General features: G+C 69.0%; 13 protein-coding genes and 2 tRNA genes. 7 read left to right on the top strand and 8 right to left on the bottom strand.

From position 1 onward, the window contains the following. Nucleotides 1-41: 41 nt before the first annotated feature. Together acnA and dxs are read left to right on the top strand one after the other, a co-directional pair. Entirely contained in the window at nucleotides 42-2,873 is a 2,832-nt protein-coding gene (gene acnA / locus AC3WLZ_RS07670) for an aconitate hydratase AcnA (protein WP_412924491.1), read from the top strand. A 164-nt stretch (nucleotides 2,874-3,037) separates the two neighbouring features. After that, nucleotides 3,038-4,987, top strand: coding sequence for a 1-deoxy-D-xylulose-5-phosphate synthase (gene dxs, locus AC3WLZ_RS07665; protein ID WP_412924490.1), 1,950 nt, complete (start codon nucleotides 3,038-3,040; stop codon nucleotides 4,985-4,987). Between the two features lie 58 nt (nucleotides 4,988-5,045). Here dxs and AC3WLZ_RS07660 read toward each other — a convergent pair whose 3' ends face one another. From AC3WLZ_RS07660 to AC3WLZ_RS07645, 4 genes are all read right to left on the bottom strand, one after another. Next, the gene (locus tag AC3WLZ_RS07660) at nucleotides 5,046-7,184 is read right to left on the bottom strand and encodes a 3-hydroxyacyl-CoA dehydrogenase NAD-binding domain-containing protein (RefSeq protein WP_492469641.1); all 2,139 of its coding nucleotides are present in this window, start codon (nucleotides 7,182-7,184) and stop codon (nucleotides 5,046-5,048) included. Beyond that, nucleotides 7,181-8,389, bottom strand: coding sequence for a thiolase family protein (locus AC3WLZ_RS07655; protein ID WP_412924488.1), 1,209 nt, complete (start codon nucleotides 8,387-8,389; stop codon nucleotides 7,181-7,183). The genes AC3WLZ_RS07660 and AC3WLZ_RS07655 overlap by 4 nt, the downstream gene beginning before the upstream one ends. 71 nt (nucleotides 8,390-8,460) lie before the next feature. After that, the gene (locus tag AC3WLZ_RS07650; protein ID WP_492469640.1) at nucleotides 8,461-9,657 is read right to left on the bottom strand and encodes a ribonuclease D; all 1,197 of its coding nucleotides are present in this window, start codon (nucleotides 9,655-9,657) and stop codon (nucleotides 8,461-8,463) included. Then, nucleotides 9,650-10,240 carry a DUF3000 domain-containing protein gene (locus AC3WLZ_RS07645; RefSeq protein ID WP_492469639.1) on the bottom strand — a complete coding sequence of 197 codons (591 nt, stop codon included), beginning with the start codon at nucleotides 10,238-10,240 and terminating at the stop codon, nucleotides 9,650-9,652. Before AC3WLZ_RS07645 ends, AC3WLZ_RS07650 begins: the two co-directional genes overlap by 8 nt. A 25-nt stretch (nucleotides 10,241-10,265) precedes the next feature. Between AC3WLZ_RS07645 and AC3WLZ_RS07640 the strand changes: the two genes are divergently transcribed. Beyond that, on the top strand, nucleotides 10,266-11,426 hold the full coding sequence (locus AC3WLZ_RS07640; RefSeq protein ID WP_492469638.1) for an alpha/beta hydrolase family protein: 1,161 nt from the start codon (nucleotides 10,266-10,268) through the stop codon (nucleotides 11,424-11,426). A 195-nt stretch (nucleotides 11,427-11,621) separates the two neighbouring features. On the opposite strand, the gene AC3WLZ_RS07635 is transcribed toward AC3WLZ_RS07640, so the two are convergent. The 3 genes from AC3WLZ_RS07635 to AC3WLZ_RS07625 form a co-directional block, all read right to left on the bottom strand. After that, nucleotides 11,622-12,704 (bottom strand): IS110 family RNA-guided transposase, encoded by a 1,083-nt coding sequence (locus tag AC3WLZ_RS07635; protein ID WP_492469184.1) that lies wholly within the window; start codon nucleotides 12,702-12,704, stop codon nucleotides 11,622-11,624. Nucleotides 12,705-12,963: 259 nt separating this feature from the next. Then, on the bottom strand, nucleotides 12,964-13,404 hold the full coding sequence (locus AC3WLZ_RS07630) for a SufE family protein (protein ID WP_412924484.1): 441 nt from the start codon (nucleotides 13,402-13,404) through the stop codon (nucleotides 12,964-12,966). 34 nt (nucleotides 13,405-13,438) lie between these two features. Next, nucleotides 13,439-14,341, bottom strand: a complete 903-nt coding sequence (locus AC3WLZ_RS07625) for a sulfurtransferase (RefSeq protein ID WP_492469637.1) — start codon at nucleotides 14,339-14,341, stop codon at nucleotides 13,439-13,441. A gap of 118 nt (nucleotides 14,342-14,459) precedes the next feature. Between AC3WLZ_RS07625 and zapE the strand changes: the two genes are divergently transcribed. The 3 genes from zapE to AC3WLZ_RS07610 all read left to right on the top strand — a co-directional run bounded on the left by zapE (nucleotide 14,460) and on the right by AC3WLZ_RS07610 (nucleotide 17,545). Then, nucleotides 14,460-15,497, top strand: a complete 1,038-nt coding sequence (gene zapE, locus AC3WLZ_RS07620) for a cell division protein ZapE (RefSeq protein WP_412924482.1) — start codon at nucleotides 14,460-14,462, stop codon at nucleotides 15,495-15,497. Nucleotides 15,498-15,661: 164 nt separating this feature from the next. Beyond that, complete coding sequence (locus AC3WLZ_RS07615; RefSeq protein WP_412924481.1) at nucleotides 15,662-16,933, top strand: ammonium transporter; 1,272 nt, start codon at nucleotides 15,662-15,664, stop codon at nucleotides 16,931-16,933. Nucleotides 16,934-17,026: 93 nt separating this feature from the next. Beyond that, a complete protein-coding gene (locus AC3WLZ_RS07610; RefSeq protein WP_492469636.1) occupies nucleotides 17,027-17,545 on the top strand; it encodes a type II toxin-antitoxin system PemK/MazF family toxin in 519 nt (172 codons plus the stop codon). 224 nt (nucleotides 17,546-17,769) lie between these two features. Here the strand turns inward: AC3WLZ_RS07610 and AC3WLZ_RS07605 are convergent. Beyond that, nucleotides 17,770-17,845, bottom strand: a tRNA-Val gene (locus tag AC3WLZ_RS07605). Between the two features lie 152 nt (nucleotides 17,846-17,997). Between AC3WLZ_RS07605 and AC3WLZ_RS07600 the strand changes: the two genes are divergently transcribed. Then, nucleotides 17,998-18,070: transfer RNA gene (locus tag AC3WLZ_RS07600), tRNA-Gly, on the top strand. Nucleotides 18,071-18,083: the final 13 nt, after the last annotated feature.

Here is an 18,083-nt window from a genome sequence, read left to right as displayed (position 1 = left end):
GCGGGCCGACGCCTGCGCATACGCCGACGAAGGAGACGATCGTGTCCACGGTTGACAGCTTCGGTGCCAAGAGCACCCTGACGGTCGGCAGCACCGACTACGAGATCTTCCGCATCGACACCGTCGCCGGGTACGAGAAGCTCCCGTTCAGCCTCAAGGTGCTGCTCGAGAACCTGCTCCGCACCGAGGACGGGGCCAACGTCACCGCGGAGCAGATCCGCGCCCTCGGCTCCTGGAACCCGGATGCCGAGCCCGACACCGAGATCCAGTTCACGCCCGCACGCGTCGTGATGCAGGACTTCACCGGCGTCCCCTGCATCGTCGACCTCGCCACCATGCGCGAGGCCGTGACGGCCCTCGGCGGAGACCCCAACCGCATCAACCCGCTCTCGCCCGCCGAGATGGTCATCGACCACTCGGTCATCGCCGACCTCTTCGGCAGCGAGAACGCGCTCGAGCGCAACGTCGAGATCGAGTACGAGCGCAACGGTGAGCGTTACCAGTTCCTCCGCTGGGGCCAGACGGCCTTCGACGACTTCAAGGTCGTCCCGCCGGGGACCGGCATCGTCCACCAGGTCAACATCGAGCACCTCGCCAAGGTGGTCTACGACCGCACGGTCGACGGCGTCCTCCGCGCCTACCCCGACACCTGCGTCGGCACCGACTCGCACACCACGATGGTCAACGGCCTGGGCGTGCTGGGCTGGGGCGTCGGTGGCATCGAGGCCGAGGCGGCCATGCTCGGCCAGCCCGTGTCGATGCTCATCCCGCGCGTCGTCGGCTTCAAGCTCAGCGGCGAGATCCCGGCGGGCGTCACGGCGACCGACGTCGTCCTCACCATCACCGACATGCTGCGCAAGCACGGCGTCGTGGGCAAGTTCGTCGAGTTCTTCGGCGAGGGCGTGGCATCCGTGCCGCTGGCCAACCGCGCGACGATCGGCAACATGAGCCCCGAGTTCGGCTCGACGGCCGCGATGTTCCCCATCGACGACGTCACGCTCGAGTACCTCCGTCTCACCGGTCGCGACGAGCAGACCGTCGCCCTCGTCGAGGCGTACGCCAAGGAGCAGAAGCTCTGGCACGACCCGGCCCGCGAGCTCGTCTTCAGCGAGTACATGGAGCTCGACCTCTCGACGGTGGTCCCCTCGATCGCCGGTCCGAAGCGTCCGCAAGACCGCATCCTCCTGTCCGAGGCCAAGTCGCAGTTCGAGAAGGACATCCTCAACTACGCCGCCGTGACGTCGGATTCCATCGTCGACCTCGAGAGCGACCAGTCGTTCCCGGCCTCCGACCCGGGCCCCGTGCCGGGCGACGAGCACACCCACACCGGTGAGGTGCTCATCTCGTCGGGTCACCCCGTCAACGCGTCGAAGCCGGTCAAGGTCACCACGCCGGAGGGGCAGTCGTACCTGCTCGACAACGGTGCGGTCACCCTCGCGGCGATCACGTCGTGCACCAACACCTCGAACCCGTCGGTCATGATCGCGGCGGGTCTCCTCGCGAAGAACGCCGTCGACAAGGGCCTCAAGCGCAAGCCGTGGGTCAAGACCACGCTCGGCCCCGGCTCGAAGGTCGTCACCGACTACTACGAGAAGTCGGGTCTCGACAAGGCGCTCGAGGGCCTGGACTTCTACACCGTCGGCTACGGCTGCACGATCTGCATCGGCAACTCCGGCCCCCTCATCGAGGAAGTCTCCGAGGCGATCAACGAGAACGACCTCGCCGTCACGGCTGTCCTCTCGGGCAACCGCAACTTCGAGGGACGCATCAGCCCCGACGTGAAGATGAACTACCTGGCATCCCCGCCGCTGGTGGTCGCCTATGCACTGGCCGGGTCGATGAACTTCGACTTCGAGACCGACGCCCTGGGCAAGGACCAGAACGGTAACGACGTCTTCCTCAAGGACATCTGGCCGGCCCCCGACCAGGTGCAGACGATCATCGACGCGTCGATCTCGCGCGAGCAGTTCATTCAGCAGTACGCCACCGTGTTCGAGGGGGACGAGCGCTGGAAGAACCTCCCGACCCCGACCGGTCCGATCTTCGAGTGGGATGCCGACTCCACCTACGTGCGCAAGGCCCCTTACTTCGACGGCATGTCGATGGAGCCCTCGCCGGTCACCGACATCTCCGGTGCGCGCGTGATGGCGACGCTCGGAGACTCGGTCACCACCGACCACATCTCCCCGGCCGGAAACATCAAGGCGGGCACGCCCGCCGCGCAGTACCTCATCGAGCACGGCGTCGCGCAGAAGGACTTCAACTCCTACGGCTCGCGTCGCGGGAACCACGAGGTCATGATCCGCGGCACGTTCGCGAACATCCGCCTGAAGAACGAGCTCACGGCCGCGGTCAACGACGGCACGGTCGTCGAGGGCGGCTACACCCGTGACTTCACTCAGCCCGGCGGACCGCAGTCGTACATCTTCGACGCGAGCCAGAACTACCAGGCGCAGGGCACCCCGCTGGTCATCTTCGGTGGCAAGGAGTACGGCTCGGGTTCGTCGCGCGACTGGGCGGCCAAGGGCACGAACCTGCTCGGCGTGAAGGCTGTCATCACCGAGAGCTTCGAGCGCATCCACCGCTCGAACCTCATCGGCATGGGCGTCGTCCCGCTGCAGTTCCCCGCCGGCGAGAGCTGGAAGTCGCTGGGCCTCGATGGCACCGAGATCGTCTCGATCGAGGGCCTCGAGCAGCTCAACGAGGGCGTGACCCCCAAGACGGTGAAGGTCACCGCCGAACCGAGCGAGTTCTCGCCCGAGGGCAAGCAGACCGTGACGTTCGACGCCGTGGTCCGTATCGACACCCCCGGTGAGGCCGACTACTACCGCAACGGCGGCATCCTGCAGTACGTGCTGCGCTCGCTCGTCTGATCCCGCATCCTCCGCGCCCCGGGAGCCTCGGCTTCCGGGGCGCGGTCGCGTTTCCCGACACCCTGAATCGCTCGCTGGCAAGCCTTTGCCGGGCCCCGTCCGGGTGCCGAGACTAGAATCGACAGACGCGCGGACCTCCGCGCGCACCGCACGAGAGGAGTCAGATGGCTCTCCTACCCGGCATCCACGGTCCGCGTGACCTCGACGGTCTCACTCCCGATCAGCTGCGGCAGCTCGCCGCCGAGATCCGCTCGTTCCTCGTCGAGAACGTCGCCCGCACGGGCGGCCACCTCGGCCCCAACCTGGGCGTCGTCGAGCTGACGATCGCTCTGCACCGCGTCTTCGACTCCCCGGCCGACCCGATCATCTTCGACACCGGGCACCAGTCGTACGTGCACAAGATCCTCACCGGACGCCAGGACTTCGCGCAGTTGCGTTCCCGCGGCGGCCTGGCCGGCTACCCGCAGCGCTCCGAAAGCGAGCACGACATCGTCGAGTCGTCGCACGCGTCGAGCTCGCTCAGCTGGGCCGACGGCGTTTCGCGGGCGTTCTCACGCACCGGCCGCCGAGACCGCCACGTCGTCGCCGTCGTGGGCGACGGTGCCCTCACGGGAGGTATGACGTGGGAGGCGCTGAACAACATCAGCGACGACAACGACCGCAACCTCGTCATCGTCGTCAACGACAACGGCCGGTCGTACGCCCCGACCATCGGCGGCATGGCCCGCTACCTCAACCGCGTGCGCACGAACGAGGCGTACCGGCACCTGCATCAGAGTTCCGACACGCTGTTCCGTCGCCTGGGGCCGGCGGCGCGGGCGGTCTACCGCGGCGTTCGCGGCGGCACGCACGGCTTCCTGTCGCGCTTCACGAACAACGAGGCGCTGTACAGCAACCTCGACATCAAGTACCTCGGACCCATCGACGGTCATGACTTCGAGTCGCTCATCGAGACGCTCGAGTTGGCGAAATCGTATGGAGCCCCCGTGATCGTGCACGCGATCACCGACAAGGGCAGCGGCTACGCCCCGGCGCTCAGCGACGAGGCCGACCAGTTCCACGCGGTCGGCAAGATCGACCCCATCACGGGCGAAGCGCTGAGCTCGAGTGGGGGCCCGCAGTGGACGGACGTCTTCGCGGACGAGCTCACCGCCGTGGGCGCGGAGCGCGACGATGTCATCGCCATGACGGCCGCGATGCTGCGACCCACCGGCTTGCAGGCCTTCGCGGAGCGTTTCCCCGAGCGCGTGTACGACGTCGGCATCGCCGAGCAGCACGCGGTCGCCTCGGCCGCGGGCCTCGCCTTCGGCGGGCTGCACCCGGTCGTCGCGATCTACGCGACGTTCATGAACCGCGCGTTCGACCAGGTCATGATGGATGTCGCCCTGCACAAGGCCGGCGTCACGTTCGTGCTCGACCGCGCCGGGGTCACCGGCCCCGACGGACCGAGCCATCACGGCATCTGGGACCTCGCGATGCTGCAGCTCGTGCCCGGCATCCGGATCGCCGCTCCGCGGGACGCGACGCGCTTGCGCGAGGAGTTCCGCGAAGCGGTCGCGGTCGGCGACGCCCCCACGGTCGTGCGGTATCCGAAGGGCGGTGTGCCCGCGGATCTCGAGGCGATCGAACGTCTGCCCGACGGCGTCGACGTTCTGGCCCGCGGTTCGTCGGACGACGTGCTCCTCGTGGGCATCGGCCCGATGGTCCATCTCGCCATGGAGGTTGCGGAACGCCTTCGCGCGCAGGGGATCGGAGCCACGGTCGTCGACCCCCGGTGGGCGATCCCCGTGCAGCCGTCGATCATCGACCTCGCGCGCGAGCACCGGCTCGTGATCACCATCGAGGACGGCATCCGCGTCGGCGGCGTCGGCACGCGCGTCCGTCAGGTTCTGCGCGAGGCCGGGGTCGACACGGCCGTGGACGAGCTCGGCATCCCGGACGAATTCATCGACCACGCCACGCGCGAGCAGATCCTCGAGGATGCCGGGCTCACAGCATCCAAGATTGCCCATGACGTGGTGGCCCAGGTGCTCGGAACGCGGGTTCCCATGGCGCGGCAGACGCCCACCGGCTCGATCCCGACGCTGGAGGAGTGGGAGAAGTCCCGCCCGTAGGCCCCGCCACGCTCGACAGCGGCGCCGCCCCCTCAGGGGACGGCGCCGCTGTGGTGTTTCAGCCGCCGATGCCGCGAATGGGCGGGTGGTGGAACGTGTCGCCGAAGGCGCGCTCCGACGCTCCCTCCCGGTCGAGGTAGGGCGACGCGCCGCCGTCGATGAACGGCCAGCCGGCGCCCAGAATGAGACACAGGTCGATGTCCTGCACCTCGGGGACGACGCCCTCGTCGAGCATGATCTTGATCTCCTGCGCGAGACCGTCCTGCACGCGGGCGAGGATCGTCTCGGGGGCGACAGGCGTCTTGCCGGTGACGAGCACCTTCTGCGCGGCCTTCGTCCAGCCCGTGACCCGGCCGCCCTTGTCCTTCTCGACCACCTCGGGGAGGGCGGCGAGCTCGTGGAAGTTCTCCGACGCGAAGAACCGGTCGGGGAAGGCTCCCGCCATCGTGTCCTGCACGTGTGCGGCGACCTTCCACCCGACGAGGTCGATGAGCTGGAACGGACCCATCGGCAGACCGAGCGGAGCGAACGCCTTCTCGACCACCGTGATCGGAGTGCCCTCGTAGACGGCGCGCGCGGCCTCTCCCATGACCTTGGCCAGCAGACGGTTGACGACGAATCCGGGGGCGTCGGCGGTGAGCACCGCGTTCTTGCCGAGGCCCTTGGCCACGACGAACGCGGTCGACAGGGCGGCGTCGGAGGTGGCATCCGTCTTCACGACCTCGATGAGCGGCATGACCGCGACCGGGTTGAAGAAGTGGAAGCCGACGAGCCGCTCGGGGTGCTCCAGTGCCGAACCGATCTCGGCGACCGACAGCGACGAGGTGTTGGTCGCCAGGATCGTGTCGTCCGAGACGATCTTCTCGATCGCCGAGAACACCTCTTGCTTGACGCCCACTTCCTCGAACACGGCCTCGATGACGAAGTCGCAGTCGGCGAACTCACCGCGGTCGGTCGTGCCGTGCACGAGGGCGCGCAGCTGGTTGGCGGTGTCGGAATCGAGCCGGCCCTTCGCCTCGAGCTTCCCGATCTCCTCACGGATGGAGGCCACGCCCTTGTCGACGCGCCCCTGGTCGAGGTCGGTGATGACGACGGGGACCCGCAGCTTCCGGACGAAGAGCAGCGCGAACTGCGACGCCATGAGCCCCGCACCGATCACACCGACTTTCGTGACCTTCTTCGCCAGCGCCTTGTCGGGCGCGCCGACCGGACGCTTCGCGCGCTTCTGCGCGAGGTCGAAGGCATACATGGATGCCGCGAACTGATCGCCCGTGATGAGGTCGGCGAGAGCCTCGTCCTCGCGGGCGAACCCCTCCGCCTTGGTGCCGCCCTTGGCCTTCTCGAGCAGGTCGAGTGCAACGTAGGGGGAGCGGGGGACCGTGCCGATCTTCGACTCGAGCATGCCGCGCGCGACCTTGATGGCGATGGGCCACTTGGTAAGACGTTCGATCTTGCCGGGCTCGTTCTTCCGCTCGACCTTCACGCGCCCGGTGAGCACGCCGTCCGCCCAGCGCAGCGAGTCCTCGAGGTAGGACGCCGCGGGGAAGATGGCATCCATGATCCCGAGGTCGTAGGCCTGCTGGGGCTTGAGCATCCGGTTCTGCTTGAGCGGGTTGGACACCACGACCTCGAGCGCGTTCTCGATGCCGATGAGGTTCGGCAGCAGGTAGGCGCCGCCCCAGCCGGGGATGATGCCCAGGAACACCTCGGGCAACGCGATCGCGGCGGCCGAGGCGTCGACCGTGCGGTAGGTCGAGTTCAGCGCGATCTCCAGGCCGCCGCCGAGGGCGAGACCGTTGACGAACGCGAACGAGGGAACCCCGAGGTCGGAGAGCGACCCGAGCACCTGGTGACCGCGCTGCGCGATGAGGCGCGCGATGTCTTTCGACGGCAGCTTCGCCACGTCGGACAGGTCGGCGCCGGCGGCGAGGATGTACTGCTTGCCGGTGATCGCCACGGCGTGGATCTCGCCCGCCGCCGCCCGCTGCTTCAGGGTCTCCAGCATGCGTCCGAGCTCGGCGAGGGTCGCCGGGCCCAGCGTGTTCGGCCGGGTGTGGTCGCGCCCGTTGTCGAGGGTGACGAGGGCGACGACGTTGCCCGAGGGCAGACGCACGTCGCGGACGGGGGAGTGGGTGACGACCTCGTCGCCGGTGAGGGCGTCGAGGGGCGAGAAGTCGATCGCGGAGTAGTCGGTCACTTGCGCTTCTTCTTTCCGTCGAAGAACGGGTTCTCCCAGATCACGGAGCCGCCCTGGCCGAGGCCGACGCACATGGCGGTGAGGCCGTAGCGCACGTCGGGGCGCTCGGCGAAGTGCGCGGCGAGCTGGATCATCAGGCGGACGCCGGATGCCGCGAGCGGGTGGCCGAGGGCGATCGCGCCGCCCCAGGGGTTCACGCGCGGGTCGTCGTCGGCGATGCCGAAGTGGTCAAGCAGCGAGATGACCTGGATCGCGAACGCCTCGTTCAGTTCGAACAAGCCGATGTCGTCGATCGTCAGGCCGGCCTTCTTCAGCGCCTTCTCGGTCGACGGGATCGGGCCGATGCCCATGATCTCGGGCTGCACGCCGGCGAACGCGAACGAGACCATCCGCATCTTCGGCGTGAGGCCGAGCTCCTTCACCGCGTCCGAGCCAGCGAGCAGGCTGATCGTCGCTCCATCGGTGAGGGGCGACGACGTACCGGCCGTGACGCGACCGTGCGGCCGGAAGGGGGTCTTGAGGGATGCCAGACCTTCGAGGGTCGTCTCGGGTCGGCGCCCCTCGTCCTCGGTGGCGAGGCCCCAGGCGCCCTCGGCATCCTTGACGGCCACCGGAATGAGGTCGGGCTGGATCTTGCCGGCCTCGTAAGCCGCCTGCACCTTGTGCTGGCTGGCCATGCCGAAACGGTCCGCCCGCTCCTTCGTCAAGTGCGGGAAGCGGTCGTGGATGCGCTCGGCGGTCACGCCCATGTTCAGCGCGCCCGGGTCGACCAGCTTCTCGGCGACGAAGCGCGGGTTCGGGTCGGCGTTCGCGCCGATGGGGTGGTGCCCCATGTGCTCGACGCCGCCCGCGAGGGCGAGGTCGTACATTCCGACGCCGATCGAGGCGCCCATCGTGGTGACGCTCGTCATCGCTCCCGCGCACATGCGCTCGATGGCGAGGCCGGGCACGGTCATCGGCAGCCCGGCGAGGATCGCCGCCGTGCGTCCGAGCGTGAGGCCCTGGTCACCGGTCTGCGACGTCGCGGCGATCGCCACGTCGTCGATCCGGTCCTTCGGCACATCGCCGTTGCGCTCCATCAACCCGATGATCGCCTTGACGACAAGGTCGTCCGCGCGGGTGTTCCAGTACATGCCCTTCTCGCCGGCGCGCCCGAACGGGGTTCGCACACCATCGACGAAGAAGACGTCTGACATCTCGGCCACTCTGCCTCCATACATTGGGATGCAGCCAGCCTAGGAAAGCCTCCGCGGCGCGAAGAATCGGTTGTCCGAACCTACGAATCCGTCTCCGCGACGTCCGCAGGCTCGTTGACGGAAGCTACAAAGCTATCGGCGATGACCTGTGCAGTCTGCTCAATCTGCCACGGGCGCGCTCCGAGCTCCGCGAGGGCGGCGGAGATGGTGTCGGCCGTGATCTCGGCCGGGGGAGTCCACGCGACACGCCGGAGGGTCTCGGGGGTGAGCAGGTTCTCGGTCGGCATCCGGAGTTCCTCCGCGCGCGCCTCCACCGCGGGACGCGCGGCCTTGAGGCGACGATCGGCCTCGGGGTTGCGGTCGACCCACGCGCGCGGCGGGGGCAGAGTGTCGCTCGGCACACGATCCGGCGGAAGGTCGGTGGTCTCGCGCCCGGCGACGATCGCGTTCCACCAGCGGTCGAGCTGCGTCCGGCTCGCCCGCCCGTTGAACTCCTTGACCCCCGCGAGGGCCTGCTTGCTCGACGGGTCCGCGAGGACGGCCGCCACCAGCGCGCGGTCGGGCACGAGCCGACCCGGCGCGACGTCCTGCTCGCGGGCGTAGTCCTCGCGCGCCTGCCACAGCGAGCGCGCCACGGCCAGCGAGCGGCGGCCGCGCACGGTGTGAAGGCCGCTGAGGCGACGCCAGGGGTCCTCCCGCGGCGGCTTCGGCAGCCGCTCGAGCACGGCCCGGAATTCCTGTCGCGCGAACTCGGTCTTCTGCTGCTCGTCGAGTTCGGCGGCCAGCTTGTCCCGCACGTCGACCAGGTGCTCGACGTCGAGCGCCGCGTACTCCAACCACGACGCCGGCAGCGGGCGCGTGGACCAGTCGGCGGCGGAATGGGCCTTGGCGAGCGTGATGCCGAGTGTCTCCTCGACCACGGCGCCCAGGCCGACACGCTCGTGTCCGAGCAGACGAGCACCGAGCTCGGTGTCGAAGATCTCGGGGGGTTCGAGCCCCCGCTCGCGCAGCGACGGAAGATCCTGGCTCGCCGCGTGGAATACCCACTGCACGTCGCCGATGGCCGCCTGCAGCGGCGAGAAGTCATCGATCGTCGACGGGTCGAACAGGAACACCCCGGCGCCACGACGGAACGCCTGGATCAGGTAGGCCCGCTGCGAGTACCGGAATCCCGACGCACGTTCGACGTCGACGGCGACGGGACCGACCCCGGATGCCAGCGACTGCGACGCCGCGGCCAGGCCTTCGGCATCCTCGATGACGGTGTACTCAACCACGCGGGGGCCTCCGGGCTCCGAGGACCGCGACACCCTCGGACCCCGGGGGGAGTCCGGCGAGCATGCAGACCAATTCGGCCCACGCCTCGAGGTGCGGGCGAAACGGACCGCGCGGCGACCACGACGCGCGGAGTTCGATCTGTGACCCTTCACCCTGCGCCGCGAGCGCACCGAATCCGGTCGACAGCGTCTTGGTCGCCGTCCCCGATTCGGAGTGTCGTTCGGCACCCCGCGAATCCAACGCGTCGATGAGCCAGGACCACGCGACCTCGGCGAGGAGCGGGTCGACCCCGATCTCGGGCTCGAGCGGCGCCTGGGCGAAGCACACGACGCGCCACGCGCCACCCCACTGCTCCGGCTCCTCCGGGTCGTGCAACAGGATGAAGCGTCCCGTCCCGAAGAGAGAGTCCGTCGCGTGCGCCTCCGGGCGCACATCGCCCGCGAGCGCCAACGACTGCGGGGCCAGCCCGGAGGGAGACGGGATCTCGCGCACCACGAAGTCGTCGCGGAACGGCGTCGCGCGCAACTCGTCGGTCGCCCGGGCGAAAGGGGTCGCCGCCTCGGGTGAGCGGGGGTCAGTCACGGCCACAGACTAGAGTGAGGCCTCGATGAACGCTCCCAGGCGCGCCGCGAGGCGCCGTGCCCCGCATCCCGCGGCCGCACCGTTGCGGGTCGCCATCGCCGCGTTGACCACCGCCCTGGGGCTGAGCGCCACCGCCCTCGGCGCGGTGTCGCTGCGCATGGCCCGTACGGTCGTCACCCCCGCCGGGCGCATCCCCGACGTCCACCTCCGCTCGCTCGATGCCGCCGCGCAGACCGTGACCCTCGATCGCACCGACGACACGGCGCTGCCCGGCCGATACGGGCTGTTCACCACGGGGACGCTCGATTACCTGCGCCTGGGGTCAGTCGTGAAGGACGACGGCACCAGCGTCACGCGGAAGCTCCTCACGCACGTCGCCGCCGACGCACATCTGGCTCCGATGGCGGCCTTCAGCGGCTGGTACTACGACAAGCCCGACGATCTGCAGATCCCGTACCGCCATGCGCTGATCGGAACGCCGGTCGGTCCGTGCCCGGCGTGGGAGTTCCCCTCCGCCGTCGACACCGACGTGTGGGTCATCCAGGTGCACGGCCGTGGTACCACCCGGGCGGAGACGCTCCGCGCCGTCCCCGTGTTCCATGACCTCGGCATCACCAGCCTCGTCGTGTCGTACCGCAACGACGGCGACGCGCCGCGGAGCCGCACGGGCACGTATGCACTGGGCGCGACCGAATGGCGGGACGTGGATGCCGCGATCGGATACGCACGGCGCCAGGGTGCGCGCCGCATCCTCTTGATGGGGTGGTCGATGGGAGGCGCGATCTGCCTGCAGACCGAGTTCTCCTCGCCCCATCGCGATGTCATCGCCGGCCTGATCCTGGAGTCGCCCGTCGCCGACTGGCGAACCGTCCTGCGTTACCAGGGGCGACTCCTGCGCCTCCCGACCCCCGTGCTGGCTTTCGCTCAGCGCATCCTGGGCTCCGACTGGGGCGCCGTCCTCACCGGCGCCGGGTCGGCCATCCCCCTCGACCGACTCGACGCCGTCGCGCGGGCCTCTGAGCTCCGGCATCCCGTGCTCGTCCTCCACAGCGACGACGACGGATTCGTCCCGAGCGATGCCTCACACGCCCTGATATGGGAGTGGGGTTTGTCAAGGGGCAGGGGTGAGCGGACGCCGTGCCCGTCGGCTGCGGCGTCCGCTCGTTCCGGTCGTGTCGGGTGGTGACGCGCGTGTCGTGTTCGACGCGTTGTCACTCTGATATGCGCGGGTTGGTTACCGCATGACGGCTTGTTCGGCGGGGCGTTCACGCGAGTCTAGAGATCGAGCGTGGCCTGCTGGGCGGGTTGCTCATAGGGCGTGTCGCGAGTCGCCCGGACGCTGCCGTCACCACCGTCGGCGGCCGGAAGCTCAGGGCCGGGGTCAGGTCATGACGGCCAGGGACCAGCACCAGCCGGCCAGCTCGCGGGCGATCGCGGCGTTGGCGACGACGCTGCGCTTCCTGCGCGCCTGGAACCTGACCCACCGGTCGTGCAGACGCTGGTTGCCGGCATGCCCGCGGGCTCTCGCCTGGGCGCTGGCCCGGTCCCAGCGGGCGCGCATGACCGGTGAGGTGGGACGGTAGACGGGGCGGTGATGCCAGGCCGCTTCGATCAGCAGGCGACGGGCGTGGCTGTTGCCGGTCTTGGTGATCCCGCCCAGTGCGCGAGACGCGCCGGAGGAGGACTCTGACGGGGTCAGCCCGACATAGGCGCCGATGCGGTGCCCGTCCAGCCGGGTCCAGTCGCCGATCTCGACCGCGAGAGCGAAGCCGGTCAGCGTGGACACTCCGCGCAGGCAGCAGAGCCTGTTCACGACGTCGGTGAACTCGCTGTCCGCGGCCATGCGTGCGATCGCCGCGTCGAGTCGGTCACGGCGGTCGACGGCCTGGATCATCGCCTCGTAGGCAGCGTCGAACGCGGCCTGCAACCCGACCAGCTCAAACCGCTGGGATCGCAGCCACCCGTCGTGCGCGACGGTCCATGCCTTCCCGCCCGAGTACTGGATTCCCTGCCGCAGCAGCAGCTTGCTGACCCGGTGACGGGCGGACATCAGATCCCCGCGGGCATCCTCCCGAGCCCGCACCAGATCCCGGGCCGACTCCGCCTCGATGCTCGGGACCACCACCTCGACGACCTCGCCCAACCGCAGCAGCCGAGCCAGATGCACCGCATCCCGCGCGTCGGTCTTCACCCGGTCGCCCACCGGGCGCTGCAGCTTCGACGGAGCCGCGACCACGCACCGCGCTCCGGCAGCCGTGAGAGCGCGCGCCAACCCGAATCCGGTCGGCCCCGCCTCGTAGGTCGCAGCGACCGGCCCCGGAAGACCCGTCACCCAGGCGACGATCTCCTCGATGTCGGAACCCATGCGTCGCTGCACGAGCTCCCCGGTTCGCTCATCGATCGCGGCTGCGACCACGCTTCGCGCGTGCACATCCAGCCCGACACTCGTACGCTCAGATATCAACTGGGGCCTCCCTCACGTATGTGGCTCGGCAAGCCGGAACACCGGCCCGCAACCCACGGTCTACGCGAGTGGAGGCCCCAGGCTCAACCACTCATAGCGTCTAGCCGCGGCCCGCCCGGACCTCGTCACGATGGAGACGTTCGCCGTCGCGCGCCACACCAAGCTCTGGAACTACGACGAGACGCGGTGGACGCGCACCATCAAGGACTGGGTCCGGTCGCACGGATTCGCGGTGGCGGAGTAGAACGGATGCCGTGCGTCAGGCGCCGCTCTTCGCGCGCACCTGACGCTTCGCGCGCATGAGCATTCCGGTCATGCCGGCGATGCGCAGCGGGCTCACCGCGCGCGTCAGCCCGATGCTCTGGGGGTAGTCGTCCGGTACCGCGAGCACCTCCTCGGCGGTGAGTCCGGTCAGCCCCTGCGCGAGGATGCTCGCGAACCCGCGGGTCGTGGGCGCCTCGGCCGGCGCTGTCGCGTGCATGGCCACTCGTCCCGCGTCGTCCACGTCGACCACGATGTACACCGGCGACTGGCACTCGGCGACGCGCTCGCACATCTCCGGGTGATCCGCATATCGCTCCGGAACATCGGGGAGCTCCTGCGAGAACTCCAGCAGGAGCTGCAGGCGGTCGGGCTCGTCGAGCTCGAGGAACTCGTCACGGATCTCGGCGAGACGGGCGGGGAGGGTGTTTTCGGACATCACCGCTAGTTTCCCACGCCCGCACCGCGTCGGCTCAGCGCCCGGGAACCTCGCCCGGTTCGGCGCCCGACACGATCGGCACGCGCACCGCGCTGCCCCACTCGGTCCAGGAGCCGTCGTAGTTGCGCACGTCCTCGAACCCGAGGAGGTGCTTGAGCACGAACCACGTGTGACTGGAACGCTCACCGATGCGGCAGTACGCGACGATCTTGTCGCCGTCCTTCAGCCCCGCGCCGACTCGGTAGATGGCATCCAGTTCTTCGCGCGACTTAAAGCCACCGTCGTCGGCGACGGCCTTGGCCCACGGAACGCTCTGCGCGCTGGGGATGTGGCCGGCGCGCAGCGCGCCCTCTTCCGGGTAGGCGGGGGCGGACGTGCGCTCGCCCGAGTACTCCTCGGGGGAGCGGACGTCGATCAGCGGATTGCCGAGGTGCGCGAGGACATCGTCCTTGTAGGCGCGGATGAGAGCGTCGTCTCGCTCGACGATCGGGTACTCGACCGGCTCGCGAGTGGTCGGCTCGGTGGTGATCGGACGCCCCTCGGCGATCCACTTGTCACGACCGCCGTCGAGCAGACGCACGTCCTCGTGTCCGAACAGCGAGAAGACCCACAGGGCGTACGCGGCCCACCAGTTGTTCTTGTCGCCGTAGATGACGACGGTGTCGTCGCGCGCGATGCCCTTCCGGCTCAGGAGCTTCGCGAATCCCTCGCCGTCGACGTAGTCACGCACGACCGGGTCATTGAGCTCGGTGTGCCAGTCGACCTTGACCGCGCCGGGGATGTGCCCCGTTTCGTAGAGGAGCACGTCCTCGTCGGATTCCACAACGACCAGACCCGGCTGGCCGAGGCGTTCCTGCAGCCAGTCGCCGGTCACGAGACGGCCGGGTTCGGCATACGCGGCGAACTTGGGGGAGGTGGTGTCGAACTCGACGGTCACGATGTCTCCTCGGTCGGGGTGGGGAAGCGGGCGGCGTAGGGTGGACACCGCACCTTCGACCCTAGGACCGCCGCGTCGAAGCAGGCACCTCTCCGTAAGACTGCGACACAGGACGGCCATGACCTCAACGCCCGCGACGACCGGCGTCGTGCACCTCATCGGCCGCGAGCCGGCCATCTCCGGCGCCGAGATGGTGAGTGCGCTCGTCCCGCCGCCGCAGTTCGACGGCGCGACGTTCGAGTCCTACCGGGCGGATGCCGCGTACCCGTCGCAGCAGGAGGCGAAAGAGCTGCTCGAAGCGTTCGCCGGACGCACGAGCACGCCGACGAAGAAGGGCGGGTTCTTCCGCCGCGCCGAGAAGACGCCCCCGGTGAAGCCGGGCGTGTACCTGGACGGCGGATTCGGCGTCGGCAAGACGCACCTCCTGGCCTCGATCTACCACGCCATGCCCGCCCGTCGGAAGTACTTCGGCTCGTTCATCGAGTACACGGCGCTCGTGGGAGTCCTCGGTTACGCCAAGGCCGTCGAACTCTTCCGCGGCTCCGACCTCCTGTGCATCGACGAGTTCGAACTCGACGACCCGGGCGACACGATGGTGATGACCCGGTTGCTCGGCGAGCTCGTGGCATCCGGAACCCGGCTCGCGGCGACCTCAAACACCCCGCCGAACGCGCTTGGCGAAGGGCGCTTCGCGGCGCAGGACTTCCTGCGCGAGATCCAGTCGATGGCCGACAGCTTCCGAACCATCCGCATCGACGGCACCGACTTCCGCCAGCGTGCGATCGACGGCGAGGCACGCGTGCTCTCGGACGCCGACTACGCGGATGCCATCCAGGATGCCGCCGCACACGGCGTCGCGACCGACGACGCGTTCACCGACCTCGTGGCGCACCTCGCCCGCGTGCACCCGTCCCGGTTCATCCGCCTCATCGACGGCATCGACACCATCGGGCTGCGCGACGTGCAGGTTCTGCACGACCAGTCGGCGGCGCTGCGCCTCGTGGCGTTCGTCGACCGCGCCTACGACGCGCAGATCCCGATCCGCGCCACAGGGGTGCCGCTGAACGCCGTCTTCTCCGACGAAATGCTCGCGGGCGGGTATCGGAAGAAGTACCTCCGCGCCGTGTCGCGCCTGGTGGCGCTGACGCACTCCTGAGGAGTTCTTCACCGGCTTCGCGGCCGCGCGAAACGCAATGTTTACATGACCCCCACGGCTGTAACGTGCGTGAAACACGAGTCGAACCGCGATGGAACCGGGGCTGGGAACACTGAGGGGACCCGACGCTACACCTGCGTCCCTGCAGAGAGGTTCCCTCCGAGATGGATCAAGGCAACACCGCATTCATCCTGCTAGCAGCGGCACTCGTGCTGCTCATGACGCCAGGACTGGCGTTCTTCTACGGCGGACTCGTCAAGGCCAAGAGCGTCATCAGCATGATGATGATGAGCTTCGGCGCCCTCGGACTCATCGGAGTCCTGTGGGTGCTGTACGGCTACGCGATCGCTTTCCCCACCACGGAAGCGGGCACCACCCAGGTTCCGTGGACCATCGACTTCACCGAGGTCGGCCTGTCCGGCATCCTCGAGACGCCTGAAGGCGCCGCTTACCCGCCGTTGGCCTTCGTCGCCTTCCAGGCCACGTTCGCCATCATCACGGTCGCCCTGGTCTCGGGCGCGATCGCCGACCGCGCCAAGTTCGGCTCGTGGATGGTCTTCGCCTTCGTCTGGGCGACGATCGTCTACTTCCCGGTCGCCAGCTGGGTCTTCAACTTCGGCCTGGCCGACGACGGATCCTTCGCATACGGCGGGTGGATCACGCACGGGCTGCAAGACGTGTTCGGTGTCGGGGCGATCGACTTCGCCGGTGGTACCGCGGTCCACATCAACGCCGGTGCCGCTGCCCTCGCCCTCGCGCTCGTCCTCGGCAAGCGCGTCGGCTTCCAGAAGGGCGCGCACGTCCCCCACAACCCGCCGTTCGTGCTCCTCGGTGCCGGTCTGCTGTGGTTCGGGTGGTTCGGCTTCAACGCGGGCTCCGAGCTCGCCGCGGACAACACGGCCTCCCTCGCCTTCGTCAACACGATCGCTGCTCCGGCCGCTGCGCTCCTGAGCTGGCTGATCGTCGAGAAGATCAAGGACGGCAAGCCCACGTCGGTCGGTGCCGCCTCCGGTGCCGTCGCGGGTCTCGTCGCGATCACCCCCGCCTGCGGCTCGCTGACGCCCTTCTGGGCCATCGTGCTCGGCCTGCTCGCCGGTGCGGTCTGCGCCCTGGCGATCGAGCTGAAGTTCAAGCTCGGTTTCGACGACTCGCTCGACGTGGTCGGCATCCACCTCGTCGGTGGTCTGCTCGGAACCCTGTACCTCGGCTTCTTCGCCAACGGCACGGGCCTCATCTACAGCGGTGAGTTCACGCAGCTGCTCGTCCAGGCCATCGCGGCCTTCGCAGTTCTGATCTACTCGTTCGTGCTGGCCTACGTCATCGGCTTCGCGATCGAGAAGACCATGGGCTTCCGCGTCAAGAACGAGGACGAGATCGCCGGTATCGACACCGTCGTGCACGGCGAAGAGGGCTACGTCCTCAGCGACGCGCGCTGACACTCGCTCCCTCTGACGGGGCGTCACGGATTCGTCCGTGGCGCCCCGTTCTTCGTGCGCGGGAGTCGGTCGAGCGGTGTCTAGGGTGTGGGTATGGGAACCGCCTCGCGCCTCGTCTCCGCCCTCCTGCGCGCCTTTCGGCCCTCGTCGGCGCCACAACGGCGTGAGGCCGCTTCCGCGCCGCTGACGCCCGGCGCAGGCGTGGGAGAGACGGCGACGCTGGAAGTCGACCCGCCGCGACGGCTCACCCTCACCTACGCACCCGAGCGCGACAGCGCACCGGACGGCGGCGAGATCGTCTGGACGTGGGTGCCCTACGAGGAGCGCGACGGGCGCGGCAAGGACCGCCCGGTGCTCATCATCGGCCGAGCGGATGCCACCCGCTCCTACGCCGTGCGCCTCACCAGCAAGCCGCACGCCGGCGATCGCGACTACCTCGCGCTCGGTGCGGGGGAGTGGGATCCCCAGAACCGCCCGTCGTGGGTCGACATCGAGCAGGTCTACCTCGTGCACGACGCCGGCATGCGTCGCGAGGCCGCGGCCCTGGACCGCCGCCGCTTCGACGCCGTGGCATCCGCGCTCCACGCCCGGTACGGCTGGGTGCAGGGCTGACCCAGCCGTCGGCGTCGCCGGTGTCGCGCGGGTCGTCTTGCGGTGTGAGAGGTGGTCGAGATCCGCGAGACTGCATCTCGCCGACAACTCGCCGGCGGCGCGCCGCATCGATGTCGGCGCGATGAAGTCTCGCGCAGGGTGAGGCGTGCCAGCGCGACGGGCTCACGTCGACCGAGGGATAGACCGCGGAAACGAGAAAACCCCCGGTGAACCGGGGGCTGTGGTGGTGGGCGATGCCGGACTCGAACCGACGACCTCTTCCGTGTGAAGGAAGCGCGCTACCAACTGCGCCAATCGCCCCTCGTCCCGAACGGGACTTCACTACCTTACCCGATGCGCGGGCGCCGTTCCGACCGCCGGGATGGACACGCGCGGGTCGCGTCTGGTTTTGCGAGGGCGCGGGAATCGGGTAATGTCTTACGAGTGCTCGGGGCAAGCCCCGGGAACGAAATGCGGATGTAGCGCAGTTGGTAGCGCACAACCTTGCCAAGGTTGGGGTCGCGAGTTCGAGTCTCGTCATCCGCTCGAGTGTGAAGAT

This window comes from Microbacterium sp. FW305-3-2-15-F-LB2, from assembly GCF_058787255.1.
This window is presented reverse-complemented; position numbering and strand designations above follow the sequence as displayed.

Excerpts from the sequence above, each read along its gene's own strand:
- AC3WLZ_RS07610 (WP_492469636.1), top strand. The coding sequence starts at position 17,027 with ATGGGAACCGCCTCGCGCCTCGTCTCCGCCCTCCTGCGCGCCTTTCGG.
- zapE (WP_412924482.1), top strand. The coding sequence starts at position 14,460 with ATGACCTCAACGCCCGCGACGACCGGCGTCGTGCACCTCATCGGCCGC.
- AC3WLZ_RS07615 (WP_412924481.1), top strand. The coding sequence starts at position 15,662 with ATGGATCAAGGCAACACCGCATTCATCCTGCTAGCAGCGGCACTCGTG.
- AC3WLZ_RS07630 (WP_412924484.1), bottom strand. The coding sequence starts at position 13,404 with ATGTCCGAAAACACCCTCCCCGCCCGTCTCGCCGAGATCCGTGACGAG.
- AC3WLZ_RS07640 (WP_492469638.1), top strand. The coding sequence starts at position 10,266 with ATGAACGCTCCCAGGCGCGCCGCGAGGCGCCGTGCCCCGCATCCCGCG.
- dxs (WP_412924490.1), top strand. The coding sequence starts at position 3,038 with ATGGCTCTCCTACCCGGCATCCACGGTCCGCGTGACCTCGACGGTCTC.